Origin of the sequence: Klebsiella variicola (assembly GCF_000828055.2) — a bacterium.
Lineage (GTDB): Bacteria > Pseudomonadota > Gammaproteobacteria > Enterobacterales > Enterobacteriaceae > Klebsiella > Klebsiella variicola.
In genome coordinates this window covers 1842511-1864154 of the sequence record NZ_CP010523.2, presented here as the reverse complement: position 1 = coordinate 1864154, position 21644 = coordinate 1842511, and the positions used below count along the sequence as shown (strand labels likewise).

The window sequence follows — 21644 nt, the reverse complement described above, 5'->3', positions numbered from 1 at the left end:
TTTATTTTCCTTTTGAGTTGAGGGATAACGAATTAGCGCCATCACCTTTGGAAGGCGCCAGCAGATGCGCTACCGCACAGGCAGCGCTTAAAAGCGAGCGATCTTCACCGTTCGGTGAAGAGAAAAGCAGACTGGTATACAGGCCGTTCGCGGTCGTACCGCTTGGCACAGCGAGACCGGGCATATCCAGTAAACTGCCTGGCATGGTTAAGCGCAGCGTGGCGCTATTGGCGAAGGCAAATGCCTCGGCATCCGCCTGCAAGGGCGCCAGCCGCGGCGCGGTATGCGCGACCGTTGGTGTCACCAAAATCGCGCCATTGAGTTCTTCAGCCAGTGCCTGCTGCCAGATCGGACGTAGACGCAAAAAGGTGGTGAGCACCGCCGGATCAATCGTGCCGGAGGCCAGCAGTCGGCGGCGAATGAGGGGATCCATCGCTGTTGCTGCCGGTGACGCCAGCAGAGAGGCATGTAACTGAAAGGCTTCAATCGCCCCTGGCCAGCCATGGTGAGCAATCCAGGTAAGTGCTTCATGTAAGGCTGGCAGGCGCCGATATTCAACAACGACGCCTGACGCCGCTAATCGGGACAGCAACGAAGCACTGTTGTCACGGACGCTAATATCAGCGGCATTGAGAATTTCCGGATCGACAATTAACCGTGACACCGTCGACGACGACGTCTCCTCGCCACAGAGAATGACATCAAGGGCGTAAGCATCACGGACGCTGCGACAAAGAGGCCCGAGCGTATCGAGAGACGCCGCCAGGGGAAACACTCCGCTCGCGTCATAGCGATGACGGCTGGCGCGAAAACCGATCACTCCGCTAAACGCAGCAGGGATGCGCACGGAACCCGCGGTGTCCGTTCCTATTGCAATGCAGGCCACCCCTTGAGCAACCGCTCGCGCCGCGCCGCTGGAAGAGCCGCCAGGAACATGTTCCTCGCCATCGGTTGCCAGTAATGCCGGCGTGGTAAACGTTGGGTTAATACCCAGACCGGAAAAGGCAAACTCACTCAGATTGGTTTTGCCGATAGTCACCATTCCCGCCTGCGTCAGGCGCGCCACCATTCCGGCATCGTGTGTCGCGAGAGGCGCATCCAGGCGGGTTGCGGATCCTGCAGTGGTTCGGGTCCCGGCGATATCGAATAAATCTTTCCAGCAGACCGGAATACCATCCAATGGGCTCAGCGGCGCGCCCTCGCGCCAGCGCTGCGTCGAGGCGGCAGCCTCCTGACGGGCGCGTCCGGGAGTCAGCGTAATAAAAATCCCCTGGGTCTCTTTGGCCGCCGTCAGGCAGGCTTCCGTAAAGGCAAGTGGCGAAAGCTGACCTCTGGCAAACAGCGCCGCAATGGCACAAGCATCAATCTGGCCCCGCTGAAATTGCAGGCGAATCGTATTCGCGTTCATATCACCCTTAAATGTATATTTAAATAAAAATCCATTTAAACATAGCAAAACAAGTGCCAGAAGAATGACAACAAAGTGTCTAAAATGTGATCATATCGTATTAATTTTGTTTTATTGCAGTAATTTCAAGAAGATATAAGCGGGTAGGGTAATGAGATAACAAGTGTAGAAGAGCATCATGAACAGGAGTTATAAATGTATATTTTATGTAATGATCCATTAATGGGCAGCCTGCACTACCGCGGTGCTAATGATGGGGGTTGGTATGACACCGCTCAGGATGTGATAAGGTAAGTTTGATGAGGTAAGGATCGAAAATATGGTCATGCAGACAAACCCTTCGCATGCGGCAACGGAAGATACCGCCGCTGCGCGCTATGAAGTTATTCGTCAGTTTTTACGTCATATTCTGGTTGCCCAGCGAGTGCCAAAGGGGCTGGTACTTCTGGAGGGTCCGTTAGCACAACTATTCGGTACCAGCCGGGTGCCGGTGCGTCGGGCGCTCAGTCTGTTACATGAAGAAGGGTTAATTACCCGCTTCGAGGGGCGTGGTTTTATCGTGGCACAGCCTGACGAAGAGGTCGAGCCATTGCGCCTCGCCTTGACCAGGGAGCTCTTCGGCCTTGATGAACAGCAGCCATTGGTGGATACCCGCACCAGTGGTGAAAAGGTGCTGGAGAACCTGCAGGTTGTACTCTCAACAGCCATGGTATTTGGCTGTTATTCGGTTAATGAGCAAAAAGCGGCACAATATTATAATGTTAGCCGCTCGGTAATCCGTGAAAGTCTGATGCGTTTGCGCGACAAGGGACTGGTAGAAAAAGAGCCTTACTCACAGTGGTTGACCGGCCCGCTTACCGCGCGCGAAATCGCCGATCACTTCGAGATCCGCGCCAGCCTCGAACCCGCAGCGTTGTGCAAGGCTGGACCTCACCTTTCCTCGGCGTGGCTGGCGTCCATGCTGCAAAAGACGCAAGGTTATAAAGGTCGACAATTGACTGCCGCGGAACTGGAGTTACTGGAAGAAGATCTTCACATCCGCTGCCTCGAGCCCGCAGGTAATAAGCTGATGATGCAGATCCTGCGCCAGCATCAGTCTCCTTTCATCATCACGCGTATCTTCTATGATTTACTGGCCATTCCGGTAGAAACCGCCACCCTGGAAGAACACGCTCTGGTGTATGACATGTTGCTGAAAGGAAACTGGGCGCTGGCGGCCGCCTGCCTGAAAGATCACCTTGAACGCGCGCAATCCCGGACCCTTCAGCGCTTAAAAGTGCTTTCCGTGCTGCCTGTCCCCGACTTACCCAACTTTATGGAAGCGAACTAAGCAGAGGGCGGTCAGCCCGCCAGGGACAGCCAGTCGTTCGACACTTACAAACTCCCCTGCACCGCTGCAGCGCTGATATTCACCGGCATGCCGGAGCGGCGCAGCAGGGTTTGCTCGGCCTGCGAAGGACTCACTCCCGGCCCCTGAGTAAACTCGCGCAGCGCCGAGGTCATCGGTAGCGGGACCTTTCGGTCGGATTCAAATTCCGCCCGGTTGCGCGACAGCGGCTCGTGCACCTCCAGCCAATGGCTGCCGTCCGGCTCCACGGTGTACTTCACCGGCTGATCGATTAGCTGGACGCGCGTCCCCACCGGTACGTTATCAAACAGGAATTTAATATCGTCATTGCGCAGGCGAATGCATCCCTGGCTGACGCGCAGCCCAATGCCAAAGTTAGCGTTGGTGCCGTGGATGGCGTACAGCCTGCCGATGTAGATCGCATACAGCCCCATCGGATTATCAGGCCCGGGCGGCACCAGCGCCGGCAGGGTTTTGCCCTCTTTCGCATACTCGCGCCGGGTATTGGCGGTCGGAACCCAGGTCGGTCCCTCCTGCTTGCGCTCTACCGCCGTCACCCAGTTACGCGGGGTTTCGCGTCCGGCCTGGCCAATGCCGATTGGCAGCACTTCCACACTATTGCCCAGCGGCGGGTAATAATAGAGACGCATTTCGGCGACGTTGATGACGATCCCTTCGCGCACGGTGTCAGGCAGGATCAACTGTTGCGGAATAATCAGCGTCGAACCGGAGTGCGGCAAATAGACATCGACGCCGGGGTTGGCCTCCAGCATATTGCTCAACCCCTGGCCGTACTGGGCAGCAAAACTTTCCAGCGGTTGGGTGTTGTTCTCCGGCACGGCGATGGTAAATGCGCTGCCCACCAGACGACTTCCCTCCGGCGGCAGCGGATAACTGACGGCCAGCGCGCCGTGGCTGGCGAGCAGCATCAGCGCAGAACAAAGTAATTTCACACGCCGCATCGTCATTTTCCCTTCCTCAGTCGCGACTCTCGTGTGTGAATTATAGCGTTATTTCCTCGCCTCGATCCGCTGACCACGATGGCTTAAATCTGATAGTCGATAGCGGCCTCTTCCGGCTCCATCGCCTGACGCTTAATTTCATCCAGCGACAGTCCGGCATTGCACAGTTCGATAAAGCGCCAGACGTAGTTACGCTGCAGCTGGCCCCGCTTCAACCCCAGCCACACGGTATTGGCATCGAACAGATGGCGAGTATCGAGACGCGTAAAGGTGTCCGCTTCCCGGGCATCTCCGGACTGCTCGGCAACCAGCCCGACGCCCAGCCCCAGCTCGACATAGGTCTTGATGACATCGGAATCCTGGGCGCTCAGCACGATATCCGGCATCAACCCCTTGCGGTTGAAGGCCTCATCGATTCGCGAACGGCCAGTGATCCCCTGGCGATAGGTGATTAACGGCCAGCGGGCGATCGCCTCCAGCGTCAGGGGAGACACCTGGGTCAGCGGATGATCCTTCGGCACCAGCAGGCTGTGATGCCAGCGGAACCAGGGGAAAGCCGCCAGCGTCGGGTCATTGCTCAGGCGCTCGCTGGCGATACCGATATCCGCCCCGCCGTTATGCAGCAGCGCTTCGATTTCCTGCGGGGTGCCCTGCACCAGCTCGACGCGAACATCTGAGAACAGCTCGCGGAAGGCTTTAATCACCGGCGGCAGGCTGTAGCGCGCCTGGGTGTGGGTGGTGGCGATGGTTAAGACGCCGGAGGCATCATTGGTAAAGAGATCCGCCAGCCGCCGGACGTTGCTGGCTTCATTGAGGATGCGCTCGGCAATGGATAACAGCGCTTTACCCGGCTCGGTCATGCCTAACAGGCGCTTACCGCGACGGATAAAGATCTCAATCCCCAGCTCCTCTTCCAGTTCCCGGATATGGCGGCTGACGCCTGACTGCGAGGTATAGAGCATATTCGCGACTTCCGTCAGGTTGTAATCCTGACGGGCCGCCTCACGGATAATTTTCAGTTGCTGGAAGTTCACCCTTTCCTCCGGGCCAATGGACTTAACATATCTGCTATTGTTAAAGTCTGTTGTCCCAGGTAACAAATAATAAAAACCAGCAACTTATTCCTTAAGAGAATATAGCCTAACTAACCAGCTGCAGTTCACGGTTCTCCAGCGACGGGCGGCTCACTAGAGACAGCAGGATCTCTTTCACCGCCTGCGCCTGCGGCGACAGACTACCGCGTGCCGACATATTCAGCGACAGCGACAGGCTCATCGACGGCGTGCTAATCCGCGCCATCCAGCCGTTTGCCGCGCCGCACAGGGAGCGGGCAGCGGATTCCGGCAGGACCGTCGCCCCCATGCCGCTGGCGATAGCCGCAGTCAGGGTGGTAATGGATTCGATCTCGCCGATAATTTTCGCCGACAGACGACGCAGGGTGAACGCCTCGGTGACCCGCGCCCGTACCGCGCTGTAATCCCGCGGCAGGAACAGGTTCATCTCCGCCACCGCCGTGAGATCCACGCTCTGTCCCGGGCAGTCGCGGGTACCCACCAGATAGAGATCCTCTTTCAGCAGCGGCTGGCTGACGATACCGGCCACTGGCGAACGCTCATACAGCACCGCCATATCCAGCTGACCCGCCAGCAGCTTGTCATTCAGCGCAGTGCCGCTGCTCTCCTGCAGATAGACCATCACCTCGGGCAACTCATTACGCACCGTCTGCAGCAACGGCATAGTAATGGCAGAAGCCGCCGTGCCCGGCGCCAGGCCAATCGAGACCTGACCACGCAGCGTCTGGCCGACGTTATTGACCGCCAGCTGCGCCTGCTCACACTGGCGCAGGATGGTCCGCGCATGGGTGTAGAGTATTTTACCGGCTTCCGTTGGCGTGACCCCTCGCTTGGTGCGTATCAGCAACTGCTGGTCCATTTCACCTTCCAGGGTCGCGACCTGCTGGCTCAGGGCCGGTTGTGCGATGTGCAAGACTTCAGCGGCCTGGGTCAGACTGCCGATATCGACGATTTTCACAAAATATTTCAGTCGTCTTAAGTTCATTTTGCCTCCTGTAAGGAACGCCAGCGTCAACGCTGGAAGTATGATGTAACTGGTTTTGCAATTTGCTTGCCAGCTTTTCAATTGCGCTGCCGCTGCCCGCCAGAAGCCGTGTTATAAGGGATAGTGATAACAATCCAACTTTTATTTGCCCGGTAAGCAGATTGTGGTATGCCCCATTAGGGGTATTTTTGCACCGCAACGGTGCGTAATGGTGAAAAAAGCGGCGCCCAGCCAGGGGTTGTTGAAATTGTCAGCAGTTGAACGCAATTCTTTGAATCAGGCTTTGACAAGGCCGGATGGCATCGTTAATATGCGCCCCGTTCACACGATTCCTCTGTAGTTCAGTCGGTAGAACGGCGGACTGTTAATCCGTATGTCACTGGTTCGAGTCCAGTCAGAGGAGCCAAATTTAAAAAAGCCTGCTTTCGAGCAGGCTTTTTGCTTTTCGGTTTTCATGCGGCCTTACGCGGTTTACGGCGTCATTGCCGCGCGGCAAATCGGGCAACCTGTTCGGCGAGAAAATCAATTTCCTGCGGCGTGTTATAAAAAGCCAGCGAAGGCCGGACGGTACTCTCATAGCCCAAACGACGCAGGATCGGTTGCGCACAGTGATGCCCGGACCGCACAGCGATGCCAACCTGACTGAGATAGCGCCCCACGGCTTCATTTTCATGCCCCGCCAGCACAAAAGACAAGACGCTGGTTTTGTTCGCCGCGGTGCCGACCAGCGTCAGGCCCGGAATAGCCGACAGCTTCGCTATCCCATACTCCAGTAAGGCATGCTCATACTGTGCAATATTTTCGATCCCCAGTGAGGTCACATAGTCGATGGCCGCCCCCAGCCCGACGGCATCGGCAATATTGCCCGTTCCCGCTTCAAATTTATTCGGCGAAGGCTGGTAGCGCGTCAGCTCAAAGGTCACGTCGGCAATCATGTTCCCGCCGCCCTGGTACGGGCGCGCCTCTTCCAGCACCTCCTGCTTGCCATAGACGACGCCGATCCCGGTAGGTCCAAAAATTTTATGCCCGGAGAAGACAAAGAAATCGGCATCCAGCGCCGTGACGTTGGTCGGGATATGTGAGATAGACTGCGCGCCGTCGATGGCGATACGCACGCCAAAACGATGGGCGATCTGCACCAGTTCCTGAACCGGCGTCACGGTCCCCAGGGCGTTGGAAACGTGAGTAGCGGACACAAAACGGGTTTTATCGTTGAATAACCGAATATACTCCTCGACAATCAGCTGTCCGTGCTCATCAACCGGCGCAACGCGGATCGTCGCGCCCGTCTCCTGCGCAATAAGTTGCCACGGCACAATGTTGGCGTGATGCTCAAGCTGCGTGAGGATAATTTCATCCCCAGGGCGTAGCAGCGGCTTCACGTAGCTGTGAGCGATAAGATTGAGTCCCTCCGTGGTGCCGCGCACAAAGATAATATTCTCCGGGCCGCGGGCGCCAATAAAACGCGATACTTTCTCTCGCGCGGCTTCATAAGCATCGGTGGAACGAGCGGCAAGCGTATGCGCCGCCCGATGAACGTTCGAGTTTTCGTGCAAATAATAATGGCTGATGCGATCGATAACCTGCTTCGGGCGCTGGGTCGTCGCGGCATTATCCAGCCACACCAGCGGATGCCCCTCCACCTGTTCGGCAAGGATCGGAAAATCTGCACGGATCCGCTCAACCGGGATCTGCCCAACCCGCGCCGCTGGCGCAGGCCGGGAGCCGAAAGCAGGCAATGTTGCAAACCCGCGAGGGGTGATATCCGCCCTGCCCTCCTGGCCCAGTGGCACCACCCGCGGCGCGTAGGCCGTCTCCACTCCGCGCGGACGGGCGGGCGTATCGCTCAGCAACCCTTGCAGATCCCGCGCGTCGGGCAGACCATAATCGCGTGCAGAGGGGGCGTCATCCGCCTCGCCGGGCCATCCGCCCGGCGCAAAGGGAAGCGTGAATAAATTACTCGTAGTCATAATATTCACCCACTTCAACATCTTCCAGCACAGCAATGGCATCATCGGCCAGGATCGCGGCGGAGCAATAAAGTGAGAGTAAATAAGAGGCCACGCCGTTATCATCGATCCCGCGGAAGCGCACCGACAGCCCGCGAGACTGCTCGTTTGGCAGCCCTTCCTGATAAAGCCCCAGCACGCCGCGTTTACTTTCCCCGGAGCGAATCAGCAGAATATTGGTTTTCCCGCCCTGGCTTTTTGGGTTCTTCAGTCCGTCGACAAAAAGTTTATCGGAAGGGATCAGCGGAATACCGCGCCACAGAATAAAAGTCCCGCCATGCAGGTTCACCGTGACCGGCGGCACACCGCGTCGCGTGGCTTCACGCTGAAAGGCGGCAATGGCCCGCGGATGGGCGAGGAAGAAGGAAGGCTCTTTCCACACTTTTGACAACAACTCATCCAGATCATCCGGCGTCGGGCGGCCGTTGCGGGTCTGAATGCGCTGCGAGTCATCAATATTTTTCAGCAGTCCATATTCATCATTATTAATAAGCTGGCTTTCCTGGCGTTCACGCAGGCTTTCGATCGCCAGCGCAATTTGCTCTGACGCCTGGTCATAGGGCGAACTGTAGAGATCGGCAATTTTGGTATCAACGTTAATAATGGTCGAGATCGAATCCAGCTGATATTCGCGCGGTGTGGTCTGATACTCAATATAGCCCTGTGGTATCTCTACGCGTGAAGGGTCCTGGCTGCATAATACGTCCAGCGGCGTCTCCCCCTCCACGACCTTGTTGACGCGATAAATGCCCGACTCCAGCCCTTTATAATCGAGAAAACGACTGACCCAGCGCGGAGTAATTGCCGCAAATTGCGGCGCCGTTTTGGTCACATTCGCTAACTGATACGCGGCTTCACGCCCCAGTGCATTAATGCTTTTTTGTTCTGCCATGATAAGTCCTTAGTGTTTGAAAGAGTGGAGCTGAAGGTTAGTACTGCGGTAAACGGGTATCGACATCCCGCGCCCAGGCGTTTAGGCCATCTTTTAAATTCATCACGCGCCCCTGATAACCTGCGCGCTGGAGTGCCCGAATGGCGAAAATACTGCGCTGCCCTATCTTGCACAGAAACACCGCATCGACCGTCGGATCGAATTCATCGATACGTCTGACTATCTGGCCCAGCGGCATCACTTTGGCCTGCGGAAATTTTGCGATCGCTCTTTCGTGGGGCTCACGAATGTCGATCAGTTGCAGGGGTTTTCCCTCCTCTATCCACGCATGAAGCTCAAGCGCCGTGACGCTTTCAATGGGTGCTTCTGACTCATCAGGTTTCAGCCCGCAAAACTCCTCATAGTCGATGAGCGCATGGATCGACGGATGCTCACCGCAGACCGGACAGCCGGGGTCCCTCTCCAGCCGCAGTTCACGTTGCTTCATCTGCCACACATCGAAGAGCAGCAGACGGCCGATCAGGCTCTCGCTGCCGCCGACGATAAGCTTGATGGCTTCCGCGGCCTGAATAGTGCCAATAATGCCCGGCAACACACCGACCACGCCGCCTTCCGCGCAGGAGGGCACCAGCCCCGGCGGCGGTGGCTCGGGATAAAGGCAGCGGTAGCAGGGCCCTTGCCCGGCATAAAAAACGCTGGCCTGCCCTTCAAACTGGAAGATGGAGCCGTAGACCAGCGGCTTACCCAGTAACACGCAGGCATCGTTGATCAGATACCGGGTGGGATAATTGTCCGTGCCGTCGACCACCAGGTCGTATTCGCGGATGATCTCGAGCGCGTTTTTACTACTCAGGGTGGTGTTATAGGTTTCCACCTGAATCTCGGGGTTAATTGCTTTAATCTTGTCTTTCGCCGAAGCGACTTTGGGGCGGTTAATATCTTTGGTGCTGTGAATAATCTGCCTTTGCAGGTTGGAGATATCGACAAAATCAAAGTCGACAATCCCCAGCTTACCAACCCCCGCCGCGGCCAGATAAAGCGCCACTGGCGCCCCCAACCCGCCGGTGCCAATAAGTAACACGCGGGCGGCCTTCAGACGCTTTTGCCCCTCAAGCCCGACTTCCGGCAGCAGCAAGTGGCGGCTGTAGCGGGCAATCTCAGCATGCGTCAGCGCCGACAGACGGTCGTCCGGGATAATGCTCGGTCTGCTCATATCGCCTTCCCGACGCCACCGGCAATGGCGGGAACCAGCAACACTTCCGCCCCATCGCTAACCGGCGTCTCCAGCCCACCGGTAGTTTTAATATTGTGCTCACCCACATACAGATTGATAAAGCTGCGCAACGCGCCTGCGTCGTCATACAGATGCGGCTGAATGTCCGGATATCGCGCCGCCAGCGCCGCGACCAGTTGCCCAACGGTGTGACCTTCGAGGGTCACCTTCCCCTGACCGTCGGTGAACGCGCGTAGCGCAGTGGGGATCAGTAATGTCGATGCCATAGTGATAATCTCTCCGTGTTTTGCTCTGGTTTCCGGCAACGTTGTGCCTGTTATTCACGTCATGAAACGATGTGCACTTCCTCCTGCAAAAAGCGCAGGCGGTCCTGCGTGAGCCGCCAGCTGGTCAGCGCCCCCGCCTGCCGCTGCGCGACCGCCACGATGATGTAGGCGTAAAACGGCAGGGCATGTTCACGGTCAAATTCCGATGGAATGGCCGGATGATCGGGGTGCGAATGGTAATAGCCGATGACATCCACACCTTCCGCCAGCGCAGCACGCTCCGCCCGCAAGGCGTCGTCGGCGGTGATAACAAAGCGGTGGTACTGCTCTTCCGATTCCCGCGCGTTGACGATGGGGAAAATCGCCGTCACGCGGCCATCGCCCTGCGCAGATAAATGACCAAAAAGCGCACCACAGCATTCATTGGGATAGGTCTTTTCCCCTTCAGCGCCAATCTGTCTGGCGATTTCACGAGTCAATTCAATCATGGGTTTCATTCCAGAAAGGGTCGGTCAAATAGCGGGAGCCCACATCGCACAGCAGCGTGACCACCACCGAACCAGCCGGCAGCGTGCGGGCCAGCCGTGCGGCGGCGGCAACATTGGCGCCAGATGAAATACCGACAAAAATGCCGTCCCGCCGGGCGAGGCGTCGCGCACTCGCATAGGCCTCCTCGGTGGTGACGGAAATCACATCATCAAACAGGGTTTCGTCGAGAATGCCGGGTTTAATACTGCTGCCCATATGCTTAGTCCCTTCAATGCCATGGAATGGCGAAGCGGGCTGAACGGCGAGGGTTTTCACCCGCGGATCCTCAAACTTCAGCCGCCGGGCGGTGCCGACAAAACTGCCTGACGTGCCCATCCCGGCGACAAAATGGGTGACTTGCTTTCCGCTTTGCTCCCAGATCTCTTTCCCGGTGGTCGCGAAATGCGTTTGCGGATTAACGGGGTTGTTATACTGGTCGGGATAAAAATAGCGCTCCGGGTGTGCGGCGACCTGGGCCTGGACTTCAAGATAAGCGCCATCGGAACCTTCAAGCGGATCAGTCTCCACAATCGTGGCGCCATACTGACGAATTATTTTTTTACGCTCCGGGCTGGTATTCTGCGGGAGATACAGCCGAACGTGATACCCCAGCGCGGCGCCGATCATCGCGTAAGCAATTCCGGTATTACCGCTGGTCGCATCAATAATAGTTTTATCCGGCGTCAATAACCCCCGCGCAATTCCGTCCAGTACCATCGCTTTTGCCGCGCGGTCTTTCACCGAGCCGCTGGGATTCATAAATTCAGCTTTTGCCAGCAGCGTGACACCCGATAATTCTGCAGAAAAAGAGGGCAAGGCTATTAAAGGCGTCTCGCCAATCGTTTCAAGTAAATTCATAATAATGATCACGCTGCTATTTTAATGGTACGGGAACGATAGGTTTATTTATTCTTGTAATGATTAAATGCCGTCGCCGTCGCTGAAATGTCTCTGCTGTATTCGCGCCTGTTGAACATTACTGTCCGGTGGCACATCACGGGTTAGCCAGATATTTCCTCCGATGCTGGAGCGCGCCCCAATGGTAATTCTCCCGAGGATTGTCGCGCCGGCATAAATCACAACGTCATCTTCAATAATAGGGTGGCGAGGATAATTTTTTTGCAATTGTCCGTCCTCACCGACGAGGAAACGTTTGGCCCCCAGGGTGACGGCTTGATAAATACGTACTCGTTTACCGACGATGGCGGTTTCACCAATGACCACGCCGGTTCCGTGATCGATAAAGAATCCGTCATCAATCTGCGCACCGGGATGAATATCGATTCCGGTCTGGCTATGCGCCTTTTCCGTGATGATGCGCGCCAGCAGCGGAAGGTCGAGCTGATGCAGCTCATGGGCCAGCCGATAGTGCATCACCGCATGAATTCCCGGGTAGCAGAGCAGCACATCATCCATGCTGCGCGCGGAGGGGTCACCCTGATAAGCGGCGAGGATATCACCGTCAAGACGCTGACGAATCACCGGTAAACGGTTGGCAAACTGCTGAACGCGTCTGGCCGCCTCCTGCAACAGGACCTCATTTTCCGCCTGCTCATCCGACTGATAATAGAGTTCCAGAAGTGCTTCTTCGGTGAGCCTGTCCAGCGCGGTGCCCAGCAAATGGCCGACGTAATAATCTTCCCCCTCTTTGCGTAAGTCCACGTCGCCTAAGCGCATCGGATAAAGCACTTTTATCAATGTATCCGCGACGGAATTAACGCTTTCCCGGGAAGGTAAACTCCGTTTATTACGATAATTATTCTTCGCGTGCTCATCGCGCCACGCCTGGCGAACGCGACGCAATTCATTGACGACATTATTTAAATGCCAGTTATTTTCTCTTTTCGGCAAGAGATACAATTCACCCGCTTCCGGCATAATAATATCCTTCATAAAAGCACATCGATAAAATTCTTTTTGGCGTTACCTCACTTTTATGCATTACCCACATTAAAAACAAATAACCTTATTGACTTTAAATAGCTGAAAAGAATAAATAGTTAAAAATCAAGGTATTCTTCCCCCCTCACCTCACTCAGTCGCGACATTGCATCCCGCCTGGTCAAGCATTGCAGGCGTCAAACCCCAGTGAGATGGGGAAAAGCAGGTTCCTTGCAATAAGTAGAGCCAGAGGTTTGCTTTCAGAGCAACTCGCCCCATCTGCCACTGTTCGCCAGTCCAGGCCGCCAACATAAAAAAAGCCTGCTTTCCAGCAGGCTTTGTTTTATACCGCGGCAGAACACCTCTTCCGGAAGGCGAACCAGCCCCTTTCAGCGCTTACGCCCCGGCCCACCGGCCATGTTTGTTAGCGCAAGCTTTCTTCCTTGAGGTCTATCTCCCGCAGCACTTCATAAAAGGTCGTATCACTGATGTTATGGGCACGCCGCAGCCGGAACAGCTCCTGGCGCTGGGCGATAATAACCTCTCTTTGCATATACTTCTCCAGCCTGGCGCGCTTCGCCAGCTCCAGCCCGACGTCCTGCCCCTCGTCACTGTCGTTATAGTGCAGCCGCCGCTGGTACGTTTCCAGCAGCATATTGCCTGCATCGACCCGCAAAGCCTGCTCATTCGGATCGTCCACCGGCTCGTCCAGCAGCGCATTCAGACGGTTAATCGCCACTTCGGTCATCACCGCACCGATATTGTCCTTCCCGGTGTCATGGGGTAAATCATCGGCCAGATACTGGGTCATGTACGGCAGGCCGACGGCCGCCACGATGAGCGATATCAGGATCACCGCCATTGAGAGAAAGATCAGCAGTTCCCGCCCCGGAAACGGCGAGCCATCCGCCAGCAATACCGGTAGTGTCAGGATACCGGCAAGGGTGACGGAACCTTTTACCCCCGCCAGCGCCATGACGGCCATAATGCTGAATCGCGGACGAATAGTGATAGCCTTGCCCCGGCGCTTACGGCGGAAAATCGTCAGGGTCATCGACAGCCATACCCAGGCAAAGCGCATCAGGCCAAGCGCCAGGGTGATGGCCACCGCGTACAGCAGCAGATACCAGGGAGACGAGACGCCGGCCTGACTGGCCACCGCAGGAAGCGTTTTCAGCATGCGCGGCAGCTGCTCGCCCAGCATGAGAAAAATCATGCCGTTGAGGGTGGTCTGCAGCATGGTCCACACCGCGCTGCTTTTCATACGCGTCGCCGGCAGTCGGGGACCCGACAGCTGCTCATAGTGCATCGCAATGCCGGCGGCCACCGCAGCAAGAATGCCTGAGACATGGAACGCCTCGGCCAGCAAATAGGCAGCGAAGGGGATAAGCAGGCTTATCAGGATCTGAATTGCCGGCTCCTCGCGGGTGCGCCGCACGAGAAAGTTGTTGCATTTGCCGGTGACCCACACCACCACGAGGCCACTGAGGATCCCCCCAAACGCCATCAGGAAAAACTTCACCACTGCGTCTCCCGGCGAGAAGCTGCCGGTCAGCACCGCGGCGATGGCGAAGTTAAAGGCGACAAGGCCTGAAGCATCGTTTAACAGCGACTCCCCTTCGAGAATATGCGCCATCCTTGAGGGAAGCGGCGAGCTGGCGGTCATTGCCGATACCGCCACCGGATCGGTGGGTGACAGAATAGCCGCGAGGGCGAACCCCGCGGCCACGGTGATAGCCGGGATCAGCCAGTGTATAAACAGACCAATGCCGAGGATCGTCACCATCACCAGGCCTATCGCCAGCGACAGAATCGGCTTCATATCCCTGAAAAAGGCGTCTTTGGGGATCCGCCAGCCATCGAGGAAAAGCAGCGGCGGAATAAACAGCAGCAAAAAGATATGCGGATCGAAATCGACCTGAAATCCGCCAGCGGCCAGCGCAGCGCCTGCGGCGATCTGGATCAGCGGCAGCGGCACCTTAACGGGCAGAAGATGAGACACGAACACGGTCACGACGATGGCCATCATAAAGACCAACACAATAGTAATTAGCGACATTCGCCCCCTCCTCTGACGGCAATACTCATTCTGTACATCACGCTTTTATTCCTTTCCTTGCAGGTGTTGTTTCATCGCCGGTTTATTGCTTCAGACGCCGATAATAGAGGTCAGCAATCTCTGTATGATGGCGATGTTATTTAAACTACGGTGCGCCTCATGCCGAACCAGGGGTGACAATGTGTTTTATCGTACCGCCTTTGTCAATCCGCCATCGTCTGCAAATAATTGACAATCCGCGTCTGCGACAGCGCAATGCAGGTATCTCTGGCGCTCGTCTATCCCACCTGATGGTAATCACGGATCAATATATTTTTATATTATTAGTTCTTCTTATCGTATTTCGAATACGGATATTACCAGGCAACATAATAGAATTCGCAGAGTAATATTTCACTGCCGAAAACAACGGTTATCGCCGTACAGTGCCAGAACATGCTCATGCCAGGCCGCCTTCCTGACCCTGGTTTTCGACATCCCTCTCCTCCGCCACGCTGCGCTTGCCCCATCCCGGGTTTGGGCGTACCCTGACCAACAATTAAACCACACGGTCTAAATGATGAATCCCGATACCTCCGCCGTCCTGAAGCCCCGCCGCGGTCGTCCACCCAAGGTCGATCGCCAGTTTGACGATACGCGCCAGGCGCTGATTCGCTCAGGCCTTGAAGTGCTGACCGAAACGGGCTATCTCGCGGCAGGTATCGAGGCCGTTATCAGGAATATCGATGTGCCCAAGGGATCGTTTTATCACTGCTTTAAAAGCAAGGAGGCCTTTGGCCTGGCCGTGCTTAGCGCCTATGGCGACTTTTTTGCGCATAAATTAGATAAATTCCTGCTGGACGACGCCGTGCCGCCGCTGGAACGGATGGCGGCTTTTGTGCGTCATGCCGGCCAGGGGATGGAGAAATACCAGTTTCGCCGCGGTTGCCTGGTGGGCAACCTCCTGCAGGAAGCCCCGCTGTTACCCGACACCTTTCCCGGGCGATTAAAAGCGATTCTGGCGGCATGGGAGTCGCGCGTGGCCCGCTGCCTGCACGAGGCGCAGGCTGCCGGAGCGATCGCCCGCGACGCCTCACCGGACGCGCTGGCCCAGGTCTTCTGGATCGGCTGGGAAGGCGCGGTGATGCGCGCCAGGCTGTGCCAGTCCGCCGCACCGCTTCACCAGTACTGGGAATTTTTTGCGCACAGTATGACAACAAAAACACCTGCACAGGACGGCGTTAGCGCCGATAACCCCCTTCCGACGAGGAATACTCTGTCATGAAAGCATTAGTTCTGGACCAGATCGACAACCGCACCGTCGCCGCCATCAAAGCGATCGACCTGCCCGCCCTTGCCGAAGGCGACGTTCGGGTCGCTATCGACTGGTCGAGTCTCAACTATAAAGATGCCCTGGCGATCACCGGCAAAGGCAAAATCATCCGTCAGTTCCCGATGGTGCCTGGCATCGATTTTGCGGGACGGGTGAGTGAAAGCCGCGATCCGCGCTTTGCTCCCGGTCAGGACGTGATCCTGACCGGTTGGGGCGTAGGCGAAAACCACTGGGGTGGCCTGGCCACCGAAGCCTGCGTCAAAGGTGACTGGCTGGTTGCCCTGCCGGCGGCGCTCAGCGCGCGCCAGGCGATGATCATCGGCACCGCCGGCTTTACCGCGATGCTGTGCGTTGATGCCCTCGTCAATGCGGGCGTCACTCCGGAAAGCGGGGATATCCTGGTTACCGGCGCCAGCGGCGGGGTCGGCAGCACCGCCGTGGTGTTGCTGAAAGCGCTGGGCTACCGGGTGACGGCGGTATCGGGCCGGGAATCGACGCACGATTACCTGCGTCAGCTGGGCGCCGATGCGATCCTGCCGCGCAGCGACTTCGCGGAGACCCGTCCGCTGGAGAAACAGCTGTGGGCGGGCGCGGTGGATACCGTTGGCGGCACGATGCTGGCCAAAGTGCTGGCGCAGACGCAATACCGCGGCTGCGTCGCCGCCTGCGGTCTGGCCGGGGGCTTCGATCTACCGACCACCGTGATGCCGTTTATTCTGCGCAACGTGCGCCTGCAGGGGGTGGACTCGGTGATGGTGCCGACCGCTGAACGCGACGCCGTCTGGCAGCGTCTGGCCCAGCTTCTGCCGGAAAGCTACTACCAGCAGGCGGCCACCGAAATCACGCTGGAGCAGGCGCCAGCGTATGCCGCAGATTTTCTCAGCAACACGATTCACGGCCGGACGCTGGTCAATATCGGCCAGTAATCCTCTTCTCCCGGCGCCCGTGGGGCGCCGGACTTCGAGAGGATCAAGGCATATCATTTCCTTCCCCACGGGATTATGATGACGCGAACCGATGCCTTTGCGAGTGGTAAAAAGTAAATGGATGTCATAAGCATCATTATGGCGGCGGGTAAATCATCCGTTGACGTTGCACTGTATACGCTGTTGCCGATTATGGTGATCATGCTGATCATCATGAAATATCTGGAGGTCCGCGGCATCCTCGATGTGATTGTTCGCTGGGTTGCCCCGCTGCTGAAGCCCTTCGGCTTAACCGGGATGAGCGCCTTCGCCCTGATCCAGATTAACTTTGTCAGCTTTGCCGCCCCGCTTGCGACGTTGTCGATTATGGACAAACGCGGCGTCTCGGACCGGCAAATGGCCGCCACGCTGGCCATGGTGTTCGCCATGGGGCAAGGCAACGTCTTTTATCCCCTCACCCCTTTTGGTCTGCACTGGCTGGCCTCGATCGTTATCTCGGTGATCGGCGGGCTGTGCGCGGCCGCCGTCGCCTGGCACGTCACCGGACGGCGCTTATCGGTCGCCGAGAATCCCCGCGCGGAAGCGCTGCCCAACGCCGAGCAAAACAGCCAGGGCATACTGGCGGTGATCAACAGCGCCGGCTCCGACGCCATCCGCCTGGCGCTCGGCGCAGTCCCGATGCTGATCCTGTCGTTAACCATCGTCGGGCTGCTGCAGGGCGCCGGGGCCATTGACCTGCTACAGCAGGCGCTGAAGCCGGTACTTGGCTGGCTGCATATCCCGCAGAACTTTGTGCTGCCGGCGCTGGTGAAGTGCGTCGCCGGGGGCACCGCCTACTTTGGCGTCATTTCTGAGCTGATCCAGCAGGGCAAAGTGACCGTCAGCCAGGTCAACGCCTCGGCCGGCCTGCTGATCCAGACCTTTGATCTACCCGGTATCGGTATTTTTCTCGGCATCAGCTCACGGTTTGTCCGCCTGTTTCGCTTTGTCGTTCCCGCGGCGATCGTCGGCATCCTGCTGCGTACCGTTCTGCACCTGCTCCTGTTTTAACGCCTCTGCTCTGGCCTGCGCTTTCAGGCAGGCCGTCACCGCCGCCTGCTCGCCGCAGGTGATATGCTCATCGACGCGCGCCAGCATCCACGGAAAGAAAGGATTGGAGGTGACGCGCATTAACGTCTCCAGCCCCACGCTCAGCGTTCCGGTTTCCCCTCGCAGTGAAATGGTGCCCAGGCTGATGCCGTAGCGGTTCTTCTCGTCCGGCTCGCGACCGTACAGCGAGTCGCTCAGGGGAAACGGCACCGCCACATGCGACAGAGAGTACATATCCGCCGGCCAGGCGAGATGCAACGGATAACGATGCTCATCCTGCTCCTGCGCCAGCGTGGTACGGGCGATGGTCTGCAGCGTGTGCGCCGTCGCGTTGGTCACCACCGTGGTGGTATAGGCCCGCGGCGCCGGGGGCAGCAGCGTATTGACTGCCGCATAGAGCGCGGGACGGAACAGGACCCGGAGATCCGCCGCCTGGTTAATGTCGAACACCACCAGCTCGCTGCCGTTATCCGGCAGGTAGCGATACAGGGACTCCACCACCGCGCGGGTGCTGACCGTGGAATCCATCACCGACTGAAAGGTCAGGACCGGCGGCAGCGCTTTCAGCTCGCCCTGACGGGACGCGCGGATAATCTGCTGCTGCAGCGCCTGGCTCAATAACCAGGACTGTCTTGCCGCCTTGACCGGAAAGGAGTTGTACTTGAAGGGATTAAACTCAGGCGCCACGTTCAGCCAGGCCGCGCGGGCGAACGCCGGGAAGATGGACGGCAGCCCGGCGAGGCCAGCGAAACGGGCAAACGCGGTCACACCGATCATCGGCGACAGCAGGATAATCTGCTGCGGCTGGCGCAAGTGATTGTCTTCCAGGCTATCAAGAGCATACTTGAGCGCCAGCGCGCCGCCGTTAGAGTAACCGACCAGATGCAGCGGCACGTCCGCCCCGGCCAGGCGCGTCGCTTCGCGCACTGCCAGACGCGTCGCCGCCAGCCAGGTCTCCCAGTCCACCGCCGTTAACGCCCCCGGCGCGGTGCCGTGTCCCGGCAAACGCGGCACCACCGCCACATAACCCCGCTGCTGCCAGAGTTGCGCCAGATAGCGCACGCTGTAGGGCGAATCAGTCAGGCCATGGAGCAGCACCACGCTGCCGCGCGGCTTGCCCTGCGGCAACAGCACAAAAGAACGATTCCAGTCCTGCTTAAACTGCCCCGGCCAGACCCGGCTGTGACGATAAAAGCGGTTGACCGGGGTTTTATCTTCCTCCGGCAAAGCCTCTGTCACCTCGTGCTGGAGATCGGCGAAAATCGTCTTCTCCCGCGCCAGATACTGGGCAAAGGTCGCCTGGTCGATCTCTTCGGCCGACATCTCGTTGGCGCTCCAGGTATGCCAGCGATGCAGGGCCGGGCCACGCTGGGACTCATAGATCCGCCCGGCGAGAAAGACCACCAGCAGCACCAGTACCGCAATGATCCCTTTTTTTAGCAGTGAGCCAATCACGGCGCCCGACGTTCGCCAGTGGCGTAAAACATGCTTCATGACGCTCCCTCTTATATTTTTCGCGTAGCCGAACTCATCTGCCCTATTCCTGACAGGCTATTTTCACTGTCTGCTTCTCAGCATAGTCATCGGTTCCGGCAAATTAAACCCGGCAGATCATTCATGTTCGGTGAAAAAAAGCCTACCGATGAGATCAACGTTCGGTCGCGTATTTTTAAACACTGTATAAACCAAGGGGATAATCTTATTGTCAGACCTTGAGGAAACATGAATTATCGGCAGGGACGCGATCAGGACAGGAAGATATAGATGGAGTGGTGGGTAAAAAAAGTACGAAAAAATTCAATGACCAGCTCCTGCTGCGTCGTGCTGCAGAGCGGTGCGCTGGAGATGATTGCGGAAATTGAAGCCTGTCGCCTCCACCTGCAGGAAGGCGATAAACTCACTCCGCTGGCCAATGCTCGTTATTGTCTGAATAATAACCCGGCGCAGACGTTGAAGATCCTCAAAGCCACTCATTATAGCAGTGAGCGCTGGGCCAAACTCGGCGGATAAAGAGCACGTCCGGCCCTTAGCCAGTTATAGTCTCAGTATCTTCGCATCCAATATATAAATTCCCCTTCGTCCTTTTCACGCTGTGACATACTATCGGGAATGTCAGCAGACCTGAAACAAGGAGCGAATAATGAATCACAAGGCCGCCAGTCTGACCCCGGAACAAGCGCTTGCCGAGCTGGAAGCGCGCTATGAAGCCTCGGTCACGGCGTTACGCAAGGCCATCGGCGACTATATCGACCATAATACGCTCCCTGATACCGAAGCCCGTGCGGAAGGCCTTTTTGTCTACCCGCAGCTGTCGGTCTCCTGGGACGGCGCCGATCATAAAGCCCTCAAAACGCGCGCCTGGGGACGTTTCACCCATGCCGGTTGCTATACCACCACCATTACGAATCCGAAACTGTTCCGCCACTATTTGCTGGAACAGCTGACCCTGCTGTATCAGGACTATGGCGCGCATATCAGCGTCGAGCTGTCGCAGCATGAGATCCCCTATCCTTATGTGATAGATGGCTCCACCCTGACCCTCGACCGCTCGATGAGCGCTGGTCTGACGCGCTATTTTCCCACCACCGAGCTGTCACAGATTGGCGATGAGACCGCGGATGGCCTGTTCCACCCTACCGAGTTCTATCCGCTGTCGCACTTTGACGCCCGCCGCGTCGATTTTTCGCTGGCGCGTCTGCGTCACTACACCGGCACGCCGGCGGAACACTTCCAGCCCTACGTGCTGTTCACCAACTATACCCGCTATGTGGATGAGTTCGTCAGCTGGGGCTGCAGCCAGATCCTCGATCCCGACAGCCCCTATATCGCCCTCTCCTGCGCCGGCGGGATCTGGATCACCGCGGAAACGGAAGCGCCGGAACAGGCCATTTCCGATCTGGCGTGGAAGAAGCACCAGATGCCAGCCTGGCATCTGATCACCCACGACGGCAAAGGGATCACCCTGATTAACATTGGCGTCGGCCCGGCTAACGCCAAAACCATTTGTGACCATCTGGCGGTACTGCGCCCCGATGTCTGGCTGATGATTGGCCACTGCGGCGGCCTGCGTGAAAGCCAGGCTATCGGCGACTATGTGCTGGCCCACGCCTATCTGCGCGACGACCATGTGCTGGATGCGGTACTGCCGCCAGATATTCCGATCCCCAGCATTGCCGAAGTGCAGCGTGCGCTGTACGACGCCACCAAGCAGGTGAGCGGGATGCCCGGCGAGGAGGTGAAGCAGCGGCTGCGTACCGGAACGGTGGTCACCACCGACGACCGTAACTGGGAGCTGCGCTATTCTGCTTCGGCGCTGCGCTTTAATCTCAGCCGCGCGGTGGCTATCGATATGGAGAGCGCGACCATCGCCGCCCAGGGCTATCGCTTCCGCGTGCCTTACGGCACGCTGCTCTGCGTCTCGGACAAACCGCTGCACGGTGAAATTAAGCTTCCCGGCCAGGCCAACCGTTTCTACGAGGGCGCTATCTCCGAGCATCTGCAGATAGGCATCCGGGCGATCGACCTGCTGCGCGCCGAGGGGGATCACATGCACTCGCGTAAGCTGCGTACCTTCAACGAACCGCCGTTCCGCTAACCGGTGACGCAGAGCTAGAAAGGAAACACGCTGGCGTTCCCCGCAGGGGATCGTCAGTGCCGGGATGAGCGAAACGA

18 protein-coding genes, 1 tRNA gene and 1 pseudogene are annotated in these 21644 nt (G+C 57.5%); 7 read left to right on the top strand and 13 right to left on the bottom strand.

All coding sequences use genetic code 11. The features are described 5' to 3' along the window. Nucleotide 1: 1 nt before the first annotated feature. Nucleotides 2–1408, bottom strand: a complete 1407-nt coding sequence (locus SP68_RS08710; RefSeq protein ID WP_040968701.1) for an amidase family protein — start codon at nt 1406–1408, stop codon at nt 2–4. 319 nt (nt 1409–1727) lie between these two features. Between SP68_RS08710 and SP68_RS08705 the strand changes: the two genes are divergently transcribed. Continuing rightward, nucleotides 1728–2738: a GntR family transcriptional regulator gene (locus tag SP68_RS08705; protein ID WP_016161421.1), complete on the top strand. Its 1011-nt coding sequence runs from the start codon at nt 1728–1730 to the stop codon at nt 2736–2738. 44 nt (nt 2739–2782) lie between these two features. Here the strand turns inward: SP68_RS08705 and ldtA are convergent, their stop codons facing one another. From ldtA to nac, 3 genes are all read right to left on the bottom strand, one after another. Beyond that, nucleotides 2783–3724, bottom strand: a complete 942-nt coding sequence (ldtA, locus tag SP68_RS08700) for a L,D-transpeptidase (RefSeq protein WP_040968702.1) — start codon at nt 3722–3724, stop codon at nt 2783–2785. Nucleotides 3725–3801: 77 nt separating this feature from the next. Further along, the gene (cbl, locus tag SP68_RS08695; protein WP_004180456.1) at nt 3802–4752 is read right to left on the bottom strand and encodes an HTH-type transcriptional regulator Cbl; all 951 of its coding nucleotides are present in this window, start codon (nt 4750–4752) and stop codon (nt 3802–3804) included. Between the two features lie 106 nt (nt 4753–4858). Next, on the bottom strand, nt 4859–5776 hold the full coding sequence (nac, locus tag SP68_RS08690) for a nitrogen assimilation transcriptional regulator NAC (protein ID WP_002911729.1): 918 nt from the start codon (nt 5774–5776) through the stop codon (nt 4859–4861). A 330-nt stretch (nt 5777–6106) separates the two neighbouring features. Between nac and SP68_RS08685 the strand changes: the two genes are divergently transcribed. Further along, a tRNA-Asn gene (locus tag SP68_RS08685) sits at nt 6107–6182 on the top strand. Nucleotides 6183–6255: 73 nt separating this feature from the next. Here the strand turns inward: SP68_RS08685 and SP68_RS08680 are convergent. The 8 genes from SP68_RS08680 to SP68_RS08645 all read right to left on the bottom strand — a co-directional run bounded on the left by SP68_RS08680 (nt 6256) and on the right by SP68_RS08645 (nt 14645). Further along, nucleotides 6256–7746: a cysteine desulfurase gene (locus SP68_RS08680; protein ID WP_032737119.1), complete on the bottom strand. Its 1491-nt coding sequence runs from the start codon at nt 7744–7746 to the stop codon at nt 6256–6258. Then, entirely contained in the window at nt 7733–8677 is a 945-nt protein-coding gene (locus SP68_RS08675; RefSeq protein WP_008804182.1) for a family 2A encapsulin nanocompartment shell protein, read from the bottom strand. The genes SP68_RS08680 and SP68_RS08675 overlap by 14 nt, the downstream gene beginning before the upstream one ends. Before the next feature lie 37 nt (nt 8678–8714). Then, nucleotides 8715–9890: a molybdopterin-synthase adenylyltransferase MoeB gene (moeB, locus tag SP68_RS08670; protein WP_012541141.1), complete on the bottom strand. Its 1176-nt coding sequence runs from the start codon at nt 9888–9890 to the stop codon at nt 8715–8717. Then, entirely contained in the window at nt 9887–10177 is a 291-nt protein-coding gene (locus tag SP68_RS08665) for a MoaD/ThiS family protein (protein WP_008804180.1), read from the bottom strand. The genes moeB and SP68_RS08665 overlap by 4 nt, the downstream gene beginning before the upstream one ends. A gap of 59 nt (nt 10178–10236) precedes the next feature. Continuing rightward, nucleotides 10237–10665, bottom strand: a complete 429-nt coding sequence (locus SP68_RS08660) for a M67 family metallopeptidase (RefSeq protein ID WP_012541140.1) — start codon at nt 10663–10665, stop codon at nt 10237–10239. After that, the gene (locus SP68_RS08655; RefSeq protein WP_012967642.1) at nt 10658–11563 is read right to left on the bottom strand and encodes a PLP-dependent cysteine synthase family protein; all 906 of its coding nucleotides are present in this window, start codon (nt 11561–11563) and stop codon (nt 10658–10660) included. The genes SP68_RS08660 and SP68_RS08655 overlap by 8 nt, the downstream gene beginning before the upstream one ends. Before the next feature lie 63 nt (nt 11564–11626). Next, the gene (gene epsC / locus SP68_RS08650) at nt 11627–12583 is read right to left on the bottom strand and encodes a serine O-acetyltransferase EpsC (RefSeq protein WP_074188243.1); all 957 of its coding nucleotides are present in this window, start codon (nt 12581–12583) and stop codon (nt 11627–11629) included. Between the two features lie 427 nt (nt 12584–13010). Then, nucleotides 13011–14645, bottom strand: coding sequence for a Na+/H+ antiporter (locus tag SP68_RS08645; RefSeq protein WP_040968703.1), 1635 nt, complete (start codon nt 14643–14645; stop codon nt 13011–13013). 559 nt (nt 14646–15204) lie between these two features. Here SP68_RS08645 and acuR point away from each other — a divergent pair. From acuR to SP68_RS08630, 3 genes and pseudogenes are all read left to right on the top strand, one after another. Continuing rightward, nucleotides 15205–16030, top strand: a pseudogene (gene acuR / locus SP68_RS08640) (acrylate utilization transcriptional regulator AcuR). Next, on the top strand, nt 15921–16883 hold the full coding sequence (locus SP68_RS08635; protein ID WP_224224414.1) for an MDR family oxidoreductase: 963 nt from the start codon (nt 15921–15923) through the stop codon (nt 16881–16883). Before acuR ends, SP68_RS08635 begins: the two are co-directional and overlap by 110 nt. 117 nt (nt 16884–17000) lie before the next feature. Further along, complete coding sequence (locus tag SP68_RS08630) at nt 17001–17933, top strand: nucleoside recognition domain-containing protein (RefSeq protein WP_040968705.1); 933 nt, start codon at nt 17001–17003, stop codon at nt 17931–17933. Here the strand turns inward: SP68_RS08630 and SP68_RS08625 are convergent. Further along, nucleotides 17844–19466 carry an alpha/beta hydrolase gene (locus SP68_RS08625; RefSeq protein WP_032735978.1) on the bottom strand — a complete coding sequence of 541 codons (1623 nt, stop codon included), beginning with the start codon at nt 19464–19466 and terminating at the stop codon, nt 17844–17846. The two genes, SP68_RS08630 and SP68_RS08625, sit on opposite strands and share 90 nt — an antisense overlap. A gap of 270 nt (nt 19467–19736) precedes the next feature. Between SP68_RS08625 and pmrD the strand changes: the two genes are divergently transcribed. Beyond that, entirely contained in the window at nt 19737–19982 is a 246-nt protein-coding gene (pmrD, locus tag SP68_RS08620; protein ID WP_008804171.1) for a signal transduction protein PmrD, read from the top strand. Between the two features lie 130 nt (nt 19983–20112). Next, nucleotides 20113–21567, top strand: coding sequence for an AMP nucleosidase (locus SP68_RS08615; protein ID WP_008804170.1), 1455 nt, complete (start codon nt 20113–20115; stop codon nt 21565–21567). The last annotated feature ends 77 nt before the right edge of the window (nt 21568–21644 follow it).